The sequence below is a fragment of the Streptomyces sp. NPDC028991 genome (assembly GCF_055564775.1).
This window is the reverse complement of the sequence record NZ_JBVHVP010000001.1, coordinates 638,736-654,304: the sequence shown is the minus strand read 5'-3', so window position 1 is coordinate 654,304 and position 15,569 is coordinate 638,736. Positions and strand designations below refer to the sequence as shown.

The following is a 15,569-nucleotide window of genomic DNA, read 5'->3' as shown; positions in this document are numbered from 1 at the left end:
TTGCCTATCTGTTGTGCACATGACATTCACAAGGCGATCGCATCGTATGCACGCACACCCGACGCGAACAGGTGCCACTCCGGCCATTTAACGCATCGCCGGGCGGGTGTGGAGAATGGCCCGGCAGCGCAGCACCAGAAGGACAGCAACAGGAGAGGCTCCCTTGGAGCTCAGCAGGCTCAGCAGACGAGCGTTCAGCGCCCTCGCGGGCACCACCGTCCTCGGCCTCGCGCTCGGCGGCAGCGTGAGCAGCCAGGCGCTGCCCCGCTCCGGCGTCCGCGGCCCCGTGCCCACCGGACCGCCGCCCGGGCCGCCCGGCGCGGACGGCGTGCGCCACCGGGTAGCCCTGGACCGGCACTCCCTGCTGATCGACGGCAGACGCCTCGCGCTGTGGTCCGGCGAACTGCACCCCTTCCGGCTGCCGAGCCCGTCCCTGTGGCGGGACGTGCTGCAGAAGACGCGCGCGTACGGCTACAACGCGGTCACTGTCCGCCTCGCCTGGAACCAGCACTCCCCCGCCCCCGGCGAGTACGACTTCTCCGGCGTCCGCGACCTGGACCTGTTCCTGCGCACGGCCGCCGAGACCCGTATGTACGTCGTCCTCCAGCCGGGCCCGTACATCGGCGCGGACGTGGACGCGGGAGGCCTGCCCGGCTGGCTGACGGCCACCGAGGGCACGGCGCGGACTCTCGACCCCGCCTACCTGCGCCACGCCGACGAGTGGCTGAGCCGCGTCAACGCCGTCGCCGCCCGGCACCAGTACACCCGCGGCACCGGCACCGTCCTGCTCTACCGGGTCGACGCCCCGCGGCGCGCCCACCTCACCCACCTGCGCGACAGGCTCCGCGCCGACGGCATCGACGTCCCCGTCCTGCACGCCGGCACACCGGTCGCCTGGGGCGAGGCCGAGCGGACCCGGGACGCCGCCGAGGCGCGCCGCGTCCACCTCGGCCACCTCGCGCACGGGATCACGCTGCACAACGTCCGCACGGCGTTCGGCGGCACCTCGTGGGGCTGGCTGCCCGCACCGTCCGCGCCCACGCCGACGTACGACCCCACGGCGGCGATCGACGAGGCCCGCCGGCCGACGGACAAGCTCGCCCCGCTCCACCAGATCGGACAGCTGCTGCGCCACGTCCCCGACTTCACCCGGCTGGAGGAGGCGCCCGAGGTGAGGGCCGCGGACGCCCGCATCCGGGTGCGGCACCTGGCCAACCCGGACACCGGCACCCACGCGTACGTCGCGCGCAACGACTCCGCCACCGACATCACGTCGACGCTGCCCATGGGCGGGACCGACGTGGAGGTCACCGTCCCCGCCCGGGACGCCAAGCTGTTCGCCACCGGGCTCCACCTGGGCGCGGGCCGGAAACTGGCCTACGCCACCGTGCAGCCCATGATGTCCCTGAGCGTCGGACGGCTGGACATCGCCGTCTTCGTCGGCCGGGCCGGGGAGGCGGCGCACCTGGTGCTGGACTGCCCGGACGAACCGTGGCCGACCCGGCTGGACGAGGAGGCCGCCTGGGCGTACGACCACGGCGAACTGCACGTCACCGTGCCGCTCGCCGAGGACCGGGTGACCCGGGTGCGGGTCCGCGGCGCGGACACCGACCGCACCCTGCTGCTGCTCTTCGCCGACGACGCCGCCTCGCTGCGGCTGTGGCCGTACGAGACCCCGTCGGGCCGCGTCCTCGTGCACGGCCCGGACCTGGTGCGCGACGTCGCCCTGGACGGCGCCACGATCCGGCTGACCGGTGACACCGTCGGGGAGCACGGGCTGGAGGTGTGGGCGCCGCGCGGCATCACCCACGTCACCTGGAACGGCGACGCGGTGGAGGCGTCCGTCGGCCGCGCCGAGAGCCTGATGGCCGTCTGGCCGCTGCCCGGTGTACCGGAGCTGGTGCTGCCCGCCCTGGACGGCTGGCGGCGGCGCACCGAGAACCCCGAGGCGGACCCCGGCTACGGCGACTCGGGGTGGGCGGTCGCCGACCGGCGGACGTCGTACAGCACGACCCCCGTGCCCGACGGGCAGCCCGTGCTCTTCGCCGACGACTACGGCTTTCACTACGGCGACGTCTGGTACCGGGGCCGGCTCGGCGGCGCCGCCGGCCTGGAGTCGGTGTCCCTCGCCTACAGCACGGGTGCGCGCGGGATGCTGATGGCCTGGCTGGACGGGGTGCCGCTGGGCACGCACCGCATGGGCCCGGGGGACGACGGCGGCCAGGGCACGTGGACCGCCACGGCCGGGTTCCGCCTGCCGGAGGAACTGCGGGAGGCGCTGCGGGGCAAACGGCGGCAGGTATCCGGCGCCGGCGGCTCCCCGGTCCTGTCCGTCCTCGTCCGGCGCACACAGCACGACCAGGACGCCTACAAGGCGGCCCGCGGGCTGACCTCGGCCGCCTTCGAGGGGGCGTCGCCGGAGGTGGAGTGGCGGATCCAGGGCGCCGCCGCGCCCGACCCCGTGCGCGGGCCGCTCAACACCGGCGGGCTGTACGGGGAACGGTGGGGCTGGCATCTGCCCGGGTACGACGACGACGGCTGGGAGCCCGTGTCCTTCCCCCGGGAGGACCGGCGCCAGGGCGTGGCCTGGTACCGGACCACCTTCCGGCTGGACGTGCCGCCGGACGTCGACGCCTCGGTCGGGCTCGTCGTCGACGACGACCGGGACCGGGACTACCGCGTCCAGGTCTTCCTCAACGGCTGGAACATGGGCGAGTACGCGGCCGGCCGAACCGGCGCCCCGCACACCTTCGTCCTGCCGAACGGCATCCTGCGCACCCGCGCCGCCGCCAACACCCTGGCCCTCGCGGTCCTGGCCGGCGGCGACACGCCGTCGGGGCCGGGAGCGGTACGGCTGGAGCTGCTGGGCGGCGCGGCCGGAGGCGTACCGGTGAAACCGGTCGCGTCCCCCGGCCGCCGCCGCTGACCCCGGCCGGGTCCGCCGCCTCAGCGCAGCCGGATCACGTTCCAGGACAGCGGCTCCAGTACGGCCCGCAGCCCGCCGTCCCGCAGCGCCGTGCCCTCGACCGGGTGCGGGACGACCCGCTCGGGCTCGTCGAGCGTGTTGCGGGCGTCCGGGTCGGCGTCCGCGAGGGCGCTGTGCTCGACGACCTCGGTCAGGTCCAGGCCGCTCAGGGTGACGTCGAGCGGCAGGGACTCGGTGCGGGAGCGGTTGACGGCGAAGACGGTGACCGAGCCGTCCTCGGCGCGCACGGCGGTGGCGTGCAGGAGGTCGGCCTCGCCGTACTTCCTCGTCTCGTACGTCGGCGAGTCCACCCGGACGTCGAGGACCTCGCCGCGGCCGTGCTTCGACGCCTGCGCGAACGGGAAGAACGTCGTCTGGCGCCAGGCCGGGCCGCCCGGCTCGGTCATGATCGGCGCGATGACGTTGACGAGCTGGGCGAGGCAGGCGACGGTGACGCGGTCGGCGTGCCTCAGCAGGGCGATGAGGAGCGAGCCGAAGACGACCGCGTCCATGACGCTGTAGTTGTCCTCCAGCAGGCGCGGCGCCTCGGGCCAGTCCAGGGCGCTGACCTCGGCCTGGGTCTTGGCCATGTACCAGACGTTCCATTCGTCGAAGGAGAGGTTGATCTTCTTCTTGGACTTGAGGCGGGCGCCGATGTGGTCGCAGGTGGCGACGACGTTCTCGATGAACGACTCCATGTCCACGGCGGAGGCGATGAAGGAGTCGATGTCGCCGTCGAGCGGCTCGTAGTACGCGTGCAGGGAGATGTGGTCGACCAGGTCGTACGTCTCCTTCAGGACCGTCGCCTCCCATTCGGCGAAGGTCTCCATGGACTGGCCGGAGGAGCCGCAGGCCACGAGTTCGAGGTCCGGGTCGATCTGGCGCATGGCGCGGGCCGTCTCGGCGGCGACGCGACCGTACTCCTCGGCGGTCTTGTGGCCGGTCTGCCAGGGGCCGTCCATCTCGTTGCCGAGGCACCAGAGCCGGATGCCGAAGGGGTCCTTGTCGCCGTGCTCGGCGCGCAGGTCCGAGAGCGCCGTGCCGGAGGGGTGGTTGGCGTACTCCTGGAGCTCGAGGGCCTCGGCGACGCCGCGGGTGCCGAGGTTGACGGCCATCATGGGTTCGGCCTGCGGGCCGATCTTCTTGAGGAAGGCGATGTACTCGGACAGTCCGAAGCGGTTGGTCTCCGTGGAGCGCCAGGCCAGGTCGAGGCGGCGGGGGCGGTCCTCCACCGGACCGACCGAGTCCTCCCACTTGTAGCCGGAGACGAAGTTGCCGCCGGGGTAGCGGATGGCGGTGACGCCGAGTTCCCGGACCAGGTCCAGCACGTCCTGGCGCAGACCGGCGTCGTCGGCGGTGGGGTGGCCGGGCTCGAAGACGCCGGTGTACACGCAGCGGCCGAGGTGTTCCACGAAGGAGCCGAAGAGGCGGGGGTTGACCTCACCGACGGTGAAGGCGGGGTCGAGGGTGAAGCGGGCGGTTCGCATGTCTGCCTTTCCAGAGGTTCGCGTGTGTCCGCGGGTTCGTCGTGGCCGGCCGTGCCCTAGGAGACCTTCGGCCAGCCGTCCTTGGTCCAGGTCAAGGCGTTCAGCCCGAGCTTGGGCGTGCCTTCGTCCTCGGCGTCGTAGTAGTGGTATGCCAGCCAGTCCCGGCCCCGGTCGCGGTAGACGGACTGGCCGCCCGTGCCGATGTGGCGGCCGTGGCCCTCCAGGAGGAGGTCGCCGCCGCCTTCCAGCAGCGGGGTGCCGGTGCTGTCGACGTAGGGGCCCCTGATGTCCGTGGCTCTGCCGACCTTGATCTTGTACGTGCTCTCCACGCCCGAGCAGCACGCGTCGTACGACGCGAACAGGTAGTAGTGGCGGCCGTGCTTGACGATGGCCGGGCCTTCGACGGCGTACGGCTCGTCCGGGCGGGTGGCGAGGTGGTGGACCTTCGCGTCCCGGGCGGCCTTGCCGGTGTGCCGGTCCAGTTCGACCATGCGGATGCCGCTCCAGTACGACCCGAAGGACATCCACAGGCGGCCGTCGGCCTGGACGACCGCCGGGTCGATGGCGTTCCAGGTGTCGGTCGTCTCGGAGGAGAAGACCTTGCCGTGGTCGGTCCAGGTGCCGGGCAGGCCGGTGCGGGAGGTGGCGACGCCGATCGCGGAGTGGTTGGTGCCCCAGGAGGAGACGGCGTAGTAGAGCCAGTAGCGGCCGGCGCGGTAGGAGAGGTCGGGCGCCCACGGGTCGCCGGTGTCGTTGTACTCGTACCACCAGCTCGGCGGCTCGGCGAAGGCGTTGCCCGCGTCCACCCAGTGCCTGCCGTCCTCGGAGAGGCGGGCGCCGATGACACCGCCGGTGGAGTAGGCGACGTAGCCGCCGCCCTTCAGGCGCGTGACGGTGGGATCGTGGATGATCTGCTGCCCGGTGACGGGGCGCGGGTCCGGGTAACTCTGCGACGCCTGCGCCGTGTTGGGCAGCATGACGATGAGGGCGGCCGTCGCCGCGGCGGCGAGGGTTCTGCGCGCGGTCACTGTCCCGCCAATCCCGTGTGGGCGACGCCCGCCACGATCTGCCGCTGGAAGAAGACGAAGACGATGATGAGCGGCAGGCCGGCCATGAGGCCGCCGGCCATGAGCTGGGCCCACTGGATGCCGTAGGAGTTCATGACGGTCGCGATGCCGTTCGGCATGGTCATCAGGTCGGGGTTGTTGGTGACCATGTAGGGCCACAGGAAGTTGTTCCACGAGCTGATGAAGGTGAAGATGCCGACCGCCGCGAGCGAGGGGCGGGAGAGCGGCACGATGATCGTGAAGAAGACGCGCCAGCGGCCCGCGCCGTCGATGAAGGCGGCCTCCTCCAGTTCGCGCGGGATGCCCTGGAAGAACTTGTAGAGGATGTAGACCATCGCGGCGGGCGCGCACTGCGGCAGGATCATGCCCCAGTAGGTGTCGACCATCCCCATCTGCTGGACGGTGGTGAACAGGGGGACGCCGAGCACGGCCGGGGAGACCATCAGGCCCGCCATCACCACGCCCATCAGCACCCCCTTGCCGCGGAACTCGGTGCGGGCGAAGCCGTACCCGGCCAGCGCGCCGACCAGCAGCACGACCGCCGTCACGCACACCGACACGACCAGGGAGTTGACGAACCAGTTGGTGATGTTGCCGGTCTCGAAGAGGGCCGTCCACGCCTGGCCCGTCCAGTCCTCGGGCAGCCAGTGCGTCGGTACCTCGACTGCCTCGGTCTCCGACTTGAGCGAGGTGAACAGGGCCCAGGCGAGCGGGGCGAGGAAGACCGCGGAGACGGTGACGCCCAGGAGCGTGAGCACGATCTGGCTGAGGGACCAGGCCCTGCGTGGCCGGGTCCGCGTCGGTGCTGCGGCGGTGGTCATCGGCCGCCCTCCTCACGGTTGCGCAGCAGCCACATCCGGGCGAGGGCGACGGCCGCGATGAGCACGAAGAAGATGATGGAGATCGCGGAGGCGTAGCCCACGCGGTAGCTGGTGAAGCCCTGTTCGAGGGTGTACTGCACGAAGGTGCGGGTCGATTCCTCGGGGCCGGGCCCGAAGTCCTGCATCACGACGGCCTGGTCGAAGACCTGGAGCGAGGCGAGGATCTGCAGGGCGACGACGAGACCGGTGATGTTGCGCAGCATCGGCAGCGTGATGTGGAGCATGCGGTGCCAGGCGTTGGCGCCGTCCAGCTTGGCGGCCTCGTACAGGTGCGGGGGGATGCCCTGGAGTGCGGCGAGGTAGAGCAGGAAGCTGAAGCCGACCGTCCACCACAGGGTGGTGATGACGACCGCGAGCAGCGCGTACGACTTGTCGGTCAGCCACGGCGTCTCGAGGCCGAGGACGTGGTTCACCATGCCGGTGCCGGGGTTGAACAGCCACTGCCACAGGTTGGCGGCGACGGTGGACGGCAGCAGGAACGGCATGAAGAAGCACAGCCGCCACAGCCACTTGCCGCGCTCGATGTGGTGGGCGAGCATCGCGAGGAGGAAGGCGAGCACCGTGATGCAGGGCACCACCAGCAGCGTGAAGTAGGCGCTGTGGCCGAGCGCGTCCCACATCAGCGGGTCCTGGAGGGCCTCGCGGTAGTTGTCCAGGCCGATGAAGTTCGCGGCGTCGCCGGAGATGTTGGCGTCCGTGAAACTCAGGTAGAGGCCGCGCAGCAGGGGCCAGACGACGAAGAGCGCGAACAGGGCGAGGAACGGGGCGACGAACCAGCCGCCGTGCTGGAAGCCCTGCCTGCGGCGGACGGTGGCGCTCTCCGCGGCGGTCCTGGCCCGGGCCGGGCGGATGATCGTTTCAGCGCTGGTCGTCGTCATGCGACCGCACCTCCCTGCGCGGCGGTCTTGCCGTCCATGGGGTTCTTCGTGCCGAGCAGGTCGGTGAGCGCGCCCTTCATCCGGCGGGCGGCCGCCTCGGGTTTCGACGAGCCCATCGTCGAGGAGACGACGATCGGGCCGACGCGCTGGGCGAGGATGCCGGTGGAGCCGGCGAACCACACCTTGGGCTCGGTGGCCTGGTGGTCCATCGCGCCGGCGTACTCGCTCTGCGGGTTCAGCTCCTTGTACGCGGCCGTGGACAGGGTCGGCGTGTAGGCGGGGATGTGTCCGCCGGCCGCCCACTGCCGGGCGTGCTTGACGACGTAGGCGGCCAGTCGGTGCGCGGCCTCGTTGGTGGCGCCGCCGCGGCCGGCCTGGTGCGGGAGTACGAAGGAGTGCGACTCGGCGTGGGTGGCCTGCTTGCCGAAGACGGGCGGCAGCGGGGCCGCGCCGTAGTCGACCTTCGCGCCGGAGAAGACCGGCACCGACCAGTTGCCCTCCCAGGCGAAGGGGGCGCCGTTGACGAACTGCTCGGCGCCCGCGCCGCCTCCGAAGCCGGGGTCGGCGTAGCCGTCGGCGACGTGCCGGCGCAGGAACTCCAGGACCTGGCCGGCCTTGTCGGTGTCGAAGGTGACCTCGGTCTTGTCGTCGTTGAACCAGGTGCCGCCGAGCTGGGTGTAGAAGGCGACGAAGTCCCACCACTGGAAGTTCTGGTCGTTGTGCCAGAAGCCGATGGTCTGAAGGCCCTTCTTGGTGGCCTTCCTGGCCTCCTTGAGCACGTCGAACCACTCCTCGGTCGACGTCACGGACACCATCCGCCCGTCGGCGCCGAGCAGGCCCGCCTTCTTCAGCACGTCCTTGCGGTAGAAGCAGAGCTGGACGTGGATGTCGAGCGGGAGGGCGTAGAGCTTGCCGTCGATGACGGCGCGCTTCCACAGCTCGGGGTTGAAGTCCGCCTCCCTGACGCCGTACTTGGCGAGCAGGCCGACGTCCCAGGGGTCCAGGAGGCGGCCGGGCGAGAAGCCGGTGACGCGGCCCAGGTGCATGACGCCGAGGTCCGGCGCGCGGTTGCCGGCGGCCGCCATGGCGAGCTTGGTGTAGAAGGGGCTGCCCCACTGGAGGGTGGAGTCCTTCACGTCGATGCCCGGGTTCTCCTTACGGAAGGAGTCCAGCATCGCGATCATGTTGTAGCCGTCGCCGCCGCTGAAGAGGTTCCAGTAGCTGACGCGGGTGGCCGCTCCGGAGGCGAGCGCGTCGGCGCCCGTGCCCAGGGCCGCGAAGCCGAAGCTGCCCGCGACCGTCAGGCCGCCCGCCGCGGCCAGAAAGTGCCTGCGATCCAGGCCAGGTCGTCCCATGCCCTGCCCTATCTGCTCATGGTTTGCTCGAAACCGAACTCAGAACGTTCGATATATCGGATAGCGCTCGTAACTTCGAACGGGACCGTAGGTGGGGGATGCCTGCACGTCAATGGTTCGGACAAGATCTCGGGGCAGGACTTTCCGCGCGCCCGCATCGCATGACGCGGACACTTCCATCCGCGTAGGCTCGAACGGCCTTGAGTACGGCGGTCAACGCGGCGGTGGGTGCGAACGGGGGTGGAGGAGGAAGATGGAGTCCGCGGACGCGGCCATGGGTCCGGCCTCGTTCCTCAGCGAGTTCTACACGTCCTTCTGGTGGATCCCGGCCGCCGTGCTGGCCGCCGCCCTGGCGATCAAACTGCCGACGATCATCCGGCTCTGGAAGGACCCGTTGCTGCGCGCGGTCGGCGGCCTGCTGCTGCTCGCCTGCGCGGTGTTCGTGTTCGTAGCACCCTCGACCATCGTCTGGGTCAACCGCGTCACCGGCGTGCCCAACATCTCGGCACCCTGGGTGTACTCCCTGCTCACCGCGTTCTGCGGCTCCTGCCTCGTGCTGATCATCGCCTGGCGCGACGGCCTGTCCGAGCGCTCCGCCCCGACCCGCCGGGCCACCCGCTGGGTCGTCTGCGCGTACGGGAGTGTGATCGTCGCCCTGTGGGTGCTGTTCGCCCTCGCGGACGTGCCCGTGGAGCGCACCCGGGACCTGGACACGTACTACGCCAACACGCCGTTCATGCGCGAGGAGATCCTGCTCTACCTCGTCGCGCACACCACGGCCGTGCTCATCACCTCGAAGCTCATCTGGAACTGGATCCGCACCGGCGGGTTCGACGCCTGGCTGCGCTGGGGACTGAGGTTCCTGGGCATCGGCTACGCGCTCAACCTGGCCTTCGACGCGGCCAAGCTGACCGCCGTCACGGCCCGCTGGACCGGCCACGACCTGGACTGGCTGAGCCTGGACGTGGCCCCGGCCCTGGCCTGTCTGTCCGCGGTGTCGATCGCGGTCGGCTTCATCCTGCCGCACGCCGGGCAGTACCTGCACGAGCGCCGGCGGATCCGCCTCGCCCACCGCCGGCTGCGGCCGCTGTACCGGCTGATGCGGACCGTCAACGGCTCCGGGGTGCCGTTCGTCCTGCGCGCCAGCCCCGAACTGCGCCTGACCCGCCGCGAGACCTTCATCCGCGACGTCCTGCTGCCGCTGGCCCGGCACACCGACGAACGGCTGGGCGAGCGGTCCTACGCCGCCGCCCTCGGCCTGGGCTTCACCGCGGAGCGGGCGAAGGCGCTCGCCGGCGCGGTGGTGATCCTCGACGCGGTCGACGCCGGGCCCCGCGCGGACGGCGGCGACGGCAGCCGCGACCCCGACACCACGGACCTGCTCCGCGAGATCGGGGCCGTCTCGCGCGCCCTGCGCCACCCCGACGCGATCCGGGAGGTCCGCGCCCGCGCCGCGGCACCCGAGGACACCGTGGCGGTCACCGAGTGACCTTCCCGCACGCGGAACTGGCCCGGACGGCATCCGTCTTGGCATATTGCACAGGTGACCGAGCGACACCCAGGAAAACAGGGAGACAGCGGTGCGTACCAGGAAGGAGATGCGTCGTCTCGCTGACGCCCTCATCGACCCCATCCGGGTCCCGGTCCCGGCGGATCCGGAGGTCCTGTTCGACGCGCTCGTCGCCTCCGTCAGCGCATGGCGGGGACGCGAGGTGGTCGTCCACCGTGCGGCGTTCCCGCCGCACACCGCGAGCGGGCTGTGGCTGGAGCGGGAGAGCCACGACGACGTGGTGGTGGACGAGCGCGCCGCCGTGTGGCACCAGATCGTGATCCTCTGCCACGAGGTGTGGCACATGAGCCGCCGGCAGGCGGACGCCGGCCCGGCCGCCGCCGGTGAACGGTCCCGGCCGGTCGCCGCGCGCACCGACTTCTCCCTGGCCGAGGAGCAGGAGGCGGACCGCTTCGGCATGCTGATGGGCGGTCGGCTGCGCACCTGGCTGGAGGCCTCCACCGACTCGGTGTTCGCCGCGGAGGGCGGCGATCCCGACGATCCCCAGGACCTCGCCGGACGCATCGGAGCCGCGCTCAACTACCGCGGGACGACGAGATGAACGGCCTGATCAACTACGTCAGCTGCGGGGCGCTGTGGCTGGGCCTGGTGGTGAAGGCCCCCGATCTGCTGCGCCACCGACGCGATCCGTACCTGCGCGCCATCTGCGCGGTGCTGGGCCTGGCCGGGCTCTGCTTCCTGCTCGGCGCGCCGCCCACCGTCGGCGCCGTCAACCGGCTCAGCGGTGTGCCCAACCTCGCGGCGCCCCTCACCTACGCGGCGATCACCGGGTACTGCGCCGCCTCCCAGGTCCTCGTCGTCCACTGGCGCGGCGGGCCCCGGGTGCAGCGCACGGTCCGCCGCTGGACACTCGCCTACTCCGCCGTCGTCCTCGGCATCGCGGTGACCTTCGCCCTCGGTGAAGCGCCCGTGGAGCGCCGCACCGACCTGGACACCTACTACGCGACGACCCCGTTCATCGGCCACATGATCGTGCTGTACCTGGTCGCGCACCTCGTCGCGGTGACCGTCATCACGGTGTCGTCGCTGCGCTGGGCGCGCCGGGTGCGGGGCGGGCTGCGGGCCGGTCTGACGCTGCTCGGCGTCGGCTCGCTGTGCGGCGCCGGATACAGCGTGGCCAAGCTGGTCGCGGTGGGGGCCAGTTGGGCCGGACGCGACTGGTCGGCGCTCGGCACCGCCTTCTCCCCGGCCGCGGCCGGGCTGGGTGCCCTGCTGATGGTCGTCGGGGTGCTGGTCCCGCTGGCGACGCCCCGGGTGGCCGAGTGGCGGCGGGCCCGGCGTACGTACACCCGGCTCGAGCCCCTGGAGCGGGCGCTGGACGAGGTGCTCACCCGCCGGGCGCTGCGGCTGCCCCGGCCCCGGTTCGCCTCCCCCACCACCCGGCTGATGTGGCGTCAGACCAGCATCCACAACGCGCTGAGCCACCTGGACGCGTACTTCGACCGGGACCTGTACGACCGGACCCGCTCCGCCGCGCTGGCGGCGGCGGGCGATCCGGAGCGGGCCGAGGCCGCCGCCTGGGCGACGGTGATCGTCGCCGCGCTTCCGCACGAGACGGAACCGGAGGGGGAGGCCGCGCCGTCCGGCGGCAGCGGTCCGCTGCCCGGCCGGGTGCCGGGCCCGGCCGCCCTCGGCCGGATCGCCGACGCGCTGGCCGGCACCGCGCCGCTGCCGCCGGCCGCCGTGCCGAGCGGTACGGCCGCGGCGGGTACGACCACGGCGGGCACCGCGTGAACCGGGCCCCGCGCGAGAGGAGTGCGCCGGTATGAGCCTCGTCGTCTACCTGGCGGCCGTCGTGTTCGGGATGACCTCCGTCCTGCTGTTCCGCCGCCCGCGCACGGCCATGCGAAACCCGCTGACCCTGTCCACCTGCGCGGCGATCGTCCTCGGCGCCCTGGTCTTCGTCTGCGCCGCCCCGGCCACCCTCGCCACCGTCAACGAGCTGACCGGCGTCCCCAACTTCGGAGCCCCGCTGACCTACGGCATGCTCTCGGCGTACAGCTGCGCCGTGCTCGTGCTGCTGATCAACTGGCGGGGCGGCTCCCGCGAGCGGGTGCGGCGCATGGTGCTGCGCAGCATGGCCGCCTACGGTCTGCTGGTGGTCGCCATCGTCGTGCTGTTCGCGCTCGCGGACGCGGACACCGAGCGGCTGACCGACCTCGACACGTACTACGCCGGCACCCCGTTCATGCGGGAGATGATCCTGCTGTACCTGCTCGGGCACAGCGCGGCGATGCTGGTGATGTGCGCCGTCTGCGTCAAGTGGGGCCGGGAGGTGGGCGGGCTGCTGCGGGCCGGGCTGCGGCTGATCCTGCTGGGGGCGCTGCTGGACGTGGTGGGGTTCCAGCTGACCAAGTACACGGCGGTGGTCGCGCGCTGGTCGGGTCACGACCTCGACTTCCTGTCCACCACCGTGGCCCCGCCGATGGCCTCGCTGGCCGCCCTGCTGTGCTCGGCCGGGTTCGTACTGCCCAGGCTGCTGCCGCCCGTGGTCGCCCACTGGCGGGGGCTGGGCGACTACCGGCGGCTGGATCCGCTGTGGTCGCTGGTGCGGTCGGTGTCCACCGCCCCCAAGCCCCCGTCCTCGTGGTGGCAGCTCCCCCAGGCCCGGCTCCAGTGGCGCGAGGTGTCCATCCACGACGCCCTGCTCGCCCTCGCGCCGTACTTCGACCACCGGGTCCGTGAGCGGGTGCGGGACACCGCCCTGCACGCGGGCCGCTCCCCCCACGAGGCCCGGCTGGCGGCGGAGGCGGCCATGCTCGCCGACGCCGCGCGCCGGGCCGCCGCCGGCGAGGAACCGCCCGAGACCGCCGGCACCTACCGTCTGCACGCCACCGAAGTCTCCGGCTCGAGCGGGCTGGTGGAGCTGGCGCAGACACTCGACCGCCCGCCCGCCGCGTCCGGCGGTGCGGTGCCGTCCTCCATGACCGGATCAATGGCTGAACCCGAGGAGCCCCATGTCGCGTAGAGCTGTCGTCATCGGTGCCGGCCTGGCCGGGATGCTGGCCGCGTCCGTGCTGTCCGGCGCGGGCGTGGACGAGGTGATCGTGCTGGACCGCGACGAGCTGCCCGAGGGGCCGGAGCACCGCCGGGGGCTGCCGCAGGGGCGGCACGCGCATCTGCTCATGGCCGGAGGGCTGACCGCGATGGAGGAGCTCGTGCCGGGCGTGAGCCTGCGCAAACGGCTGCTCGCCGCCGGCGCCCACGAGATATCCCTCAGCTCGGGCATGCTGGCCCGCACGCCCGAGGGCTGGCTGCGGCGGTGGCGGCGTGCGGGGCCGGTCATGCTCACGTGCAGCCGGGCCCTGCTGGACTGGACGGTGCGGGCGGCGGTGCTGGAGCACTGCCCGGTGGAGGTCCGCAAGGCGGCCGTGGTGGGGCTGACGGGTTCCGCCGACCGGGTGCGGGGGGTGCGCGTCGCGGCCGCCGGCGGGGACACCGAGCTCGAAGCGGACTTCGTCGTCGACGCGAGCGGGCGCGGTACCCGGATAGTCAACTGGCTCGGCGGGCTCGGTCTTGCCGGTGTCCGGGAGCGCACCGTGGACTCCGGACTGGTCAACGCGACGCGCGTATACCGGGTCCCGGAGGGCGCGGAGCGGTTCCCGCTGACGATCGTGCAGTCCGACCCGTACGTGTCCCGGCCGGGGCGCAGCGCGATGGTCCTGCCGATCGAGGACGACCGGTGGATGGTCAGCTGCGGCGGTACGCGGGGCGGTGAGCCGCCGGCGGACCCGGAGGGTTTCCTGCGGTACACGCTCGAACTGCCGGACCCGATCGTGGGGCGGCTGATCTCCGGCGCCCAGCCGCTCACCGACGTGCACCTGAGCCGGTCGACCAGCAATGTGCGGCGGTACCTGGAGAAGTCCGCCCGGTGGCCCGACGGTCTCGTCGTCCTCGGAGACGCGCTGGCCACCTTCAACCCGGCGTACGGACACGGCATGTCGGTGGCCGCGTTCGGCGCGCGGATCCTCGGCCGGGAGCTGGAGCGGGCCGGCGGTCCCGGCGCGCCCGGTCTCGCCCGGCGGGTGCTGCGGGGGGCGGCGCGCTCGGCGGACCCGGCGTGGTCCATGGCCGTCGGCCAGGACGTCCTCTATCCGGGGGTGCGCGGCGGACGGCCGGGCGCCGCCGACCGCGTCGTGACGGCGTACACGCGGCGCATGACGAGGGCGGCCACCGGCTCCTACGCCGCCGCCTCGGCGATCTGGGACGTCACCAGCATGCGCACACCCCCGACCCGCATGTTCCACCCCGGCGCGGTCCTGGCCGCCCTCACCGGCTCACCGCTCGCCCCGTTGACCGGACCGCCGCTGACCCAGCCCGAACGGGAGGTGCTGCGTCGGCTGGACCGCACGGGAGTGTGAGGGAACGGGCGGACGCACCCGCGCGTCCGCCCCGCGCTCATCCCGCGAACGCCGGCTGGGCCAACCCCCGCCCCGCGCCCGGCACCACCAGTACCGAGCCGGCCAGCGGGTGCGGGGCCGTCAGCCCCACCCGGGCCGTGGTGACGTACAGGTCGGTCAGGCCGGGGCCGCCGAAGGCGCAGGCCGTGACCCGGGGGACGGGGAGGGGGATGACCCGGTCCAGGTCACCGGACGGGGTGTAGCGGCGTACCGCGCCGCCGTCCCACAGGGCGACCCACACACAGCCCTCGGCGTCGACGCAGAGGCCGTCGGGGAAACCGGCGCCGTCCTCGATGGCGGCCAGGGTGCGGCGGCCCGTGATCCGGCCGTCCGCGCCGGGGACGTCGAAGACGTCGATACGGCGGGTCGGCGAGTCGACGTAGTACATCAGCCGGCCGTCGGGGCTCCAGCCGGTGCCGTTGCTCACCGCCACGTCGTCCAGTACCGGCGTGACCGTGCCGTCCCCGCCGACCCGGGACAGGGTGCCGCCGCCGGGTGCCTCGTCGTAGCGCATGGTGCCGGCCCACAGTGTGCCGTCGGGGGCGACGGCGGCGTCGTTGGCGCGGCGGCCGGGGACGACCTCCCGGTGCAGCCAGCGGAAGGTGTCGTCGGGGTCGAGCAGACCGATCCCGTCCCGCAGGTTGAGGACGAGGCCACCGCCCGCGCGGGGCTTGACGGCGCCCACGTGCTGGTCGGTGCGGCGGACCGTGCGCCGGCCGGTGGCCGGGTCGTAGGTGTGGACGCGGGAACCGAGGATGTCGATCCACAGGAGGCGGTCCGTCGCCGGGTCCCAGGTGGGCCCCTCGCCGAGCGTCGCCTCCGCCCGCACGGCCACCTCGTACGCCGCGCCGGTCGACGCGTGCGCCGCGCCGGTCGTCGTCGTACCGCGCTTCGTCGTACCGCGCTCGTTCGTACGGTGCTCGTTCGTACGGTGCTCGTTCGTACTGTGCTCGTTCATACGGTGCT

At 72.5% G+C, this 15,569-nt stretch carries 12 protein-coding genes; 6 read left to right on the top strand and 6 right to left on the bottom strand.

Going from position 1 to position 15,569, the window contains the following annotated elements; all coding sequences use genetic code 11:
* Positions 1 to 163: 163 nt before the first annotated feature.
* The gene (locus ACZ4V1_RS02815) at positions 164 to 2,926 is read left to right on the top strand and encodes a beta-galactosidase (RefSeq protein ID WP_468328404.1); all 2,763 of its coding nucleotides are present in this window, start codon (positions 164 to 166) and stop codon (positions 2,924 to 2,926) included.
* Between the two features lie 20 nt (positions 2,927 to 2,946).
* Here the strand turns inward: ACZ4V1_RS02815 and arfA are convergent, their stop codons facing one another.
* The 5 genes from arfA to ACZ4V1_RS02790 are packed head-to-tail and all read right to left on the bottom strand — an operon-like array spanning position 2,947 to position 8,633.
* Complete coding sequence (gene arfA / locus ACZ4V1_RS02810; RefSeq protein WP_468328402.1) at positions 2,947 to 4,452, bottom strand: arabinosylfuranosidase ArfA; 1,506 nt, start codon at positions 4,450 to 4,452, stop codon at positions 2,947 to 2,949.
* 56 nt (positions 4,453 to 4,508) lie between these two features.
* A complete protein-coding gene (locus ACZ4V1_RS02805) occupies positions 4,509 to 5,480 on the bottom strand; it encodes an arabinan endo-1,5-alpha-L-arabinosidase (RefSeq protein ID WP_468328400.1) in 972 nt (323 codons plus the stop codon).
* Positions 5,477 to 6,340: a carbohydrate ABC transporter permease gene (locus ACZ4V1_RS02800; RefSeq protein WP_468328398.1), complete on the bottom strand. Its 864-nt coding sequence runs from the start codon at positions 6,338 to 6,340 to the stop codon at positions 5,477 to 5,479. The genes ACZ4V1_RS02805 and ACZ4V1_RS02800 overlap by 4 nt, the downstream gene beginning before the upstream one ends.
* The gene (locus ACZ4V1_RS02795) at positions 6,337 to 7,278 is read right to left on the bottom strand and encodes a carbohydrate ABC transporter permease (RefSeq protein ID WP_468328396.1); all 942 of its coding nucleotides are present in this window, start codon (positions 7,276 to 7,278) and stop codon (positions 6,337 to 6,339) included. Before ACZ4V1_RS02795 ends, ACZ4V1_RS02800 begins: the two co-directional genes overlap by 4 nt.
* A complete protein-coding gene (locus ACZ4V1_RS02790; RefSeq protein WP_468328394.1) occupies positions 7,275 to 8,633 on the bottom strand; it encodes an extracellular solute-binding protein in 1,359 nt (452 codons plus the stop codon). The genes ACZ4V1_RS02795 and ACZ4V1_RS02790 overlap by 4 nt, the downstream gene beginning before the upstream one ends.
* Before the next feature lie 253 nt (positions 8,634 to 8,886).
* Between ACZ4V1_RS02790 and ACZ4V1_RS02785 the strand changes: the two genes are divergently transcribed.
* The 5 genes from ACZ4V1_RS02785 to ACZ4V1_RS02765 all read left to right on the top strand — a co-directional run bounded on the left by ACZ4V1_RS02785 (position 8,887) and on the right by ACZ4V1_RS02765 (position 14,564).
* Complete coding sequence (locus ACZ4V1_RS02785; protein WP_468328392.1) at positions 8,887 to 10,122, top strand: MAB_1171c family putative transporter; 1,236 nt, start codon at positions 8,887 to 8,889, stop codon at positions 10,120 to 10,122.
* A gap of 91 nt (positions 10,123 to 10,213) precedes the next feature.
* Positions 10,214 to 10,744 carry a toxin gene (locus tag ACZ4V1_RS02780; protein ID WP_468328390.1) on the top strand — a complete coding sequence of 177 codons (531 nt, stop codon included), beginning with the start codon at positions 10,214 to 10,216 and terminating at the stop codon, positions 10,742 to 10,744.
* A complete protein-coding gene (locus ACZ4V1_RS02775; RefSeq protein WP_468328388.1) occupies positions 10,741 to 11,937 on the top strand; it encodes an MAB_1171c family putative transporter in 1,197 nt (398 codons plus the stop codon). Before ACZ4V1_RS02780 ends, ACZ4V1_RS02775 begins: the two co-directional genes overlap by 4 nt.
* Before the next feature lie 31 nt (positions 11,938 to 11,968).
* Positions 11,969 to 13,171 (top strand): MAB_1171c family putative transporter, encoded by a 1,203-nt coding sequence (locus ACZ4V1_RS02770; RefSeq protein ID WP_468328386.1) that lies wholly within the window; start codon positions 11,969 to 11,971, stop codon positions 13,169 to 13,171.
* Entirely contained in the window at positions 13,161 to 14,564 is a 1,404-nt protein-coding gene (locus tag ACZ4V1_RS02765) for an FAD-dependent monooxygenase (protein WP_468328384.1), read from the top strand. Before ACZ4V1_RS02770 ends, ACZ4V1_RS02765 begins: the two co-directional genes overlap by 11 nt.
* 37 nt (positions 14,565 to 14,601) lie before the next feature.
* Here ACZ4V1_RS02765 and ACZ4V1_RS02760 read toward each other — a convergent pair whose 3' ends face one another.
* Positions 14,602 to 15,561 (bottom strand): SMP-30/gluconolactonase/LRE family protein, encoded by a 960-nt coding sequence (locus ACZ4V1_RS02760; protein WP_468328382.1) that lies wholly within the window; start codon positions 15,559 to 15,561, stop codon positions 14,602 to 14,604.
* Between the last annotated feature and the right edge of the window lie 8 nt (positions 15,562 to 15,569).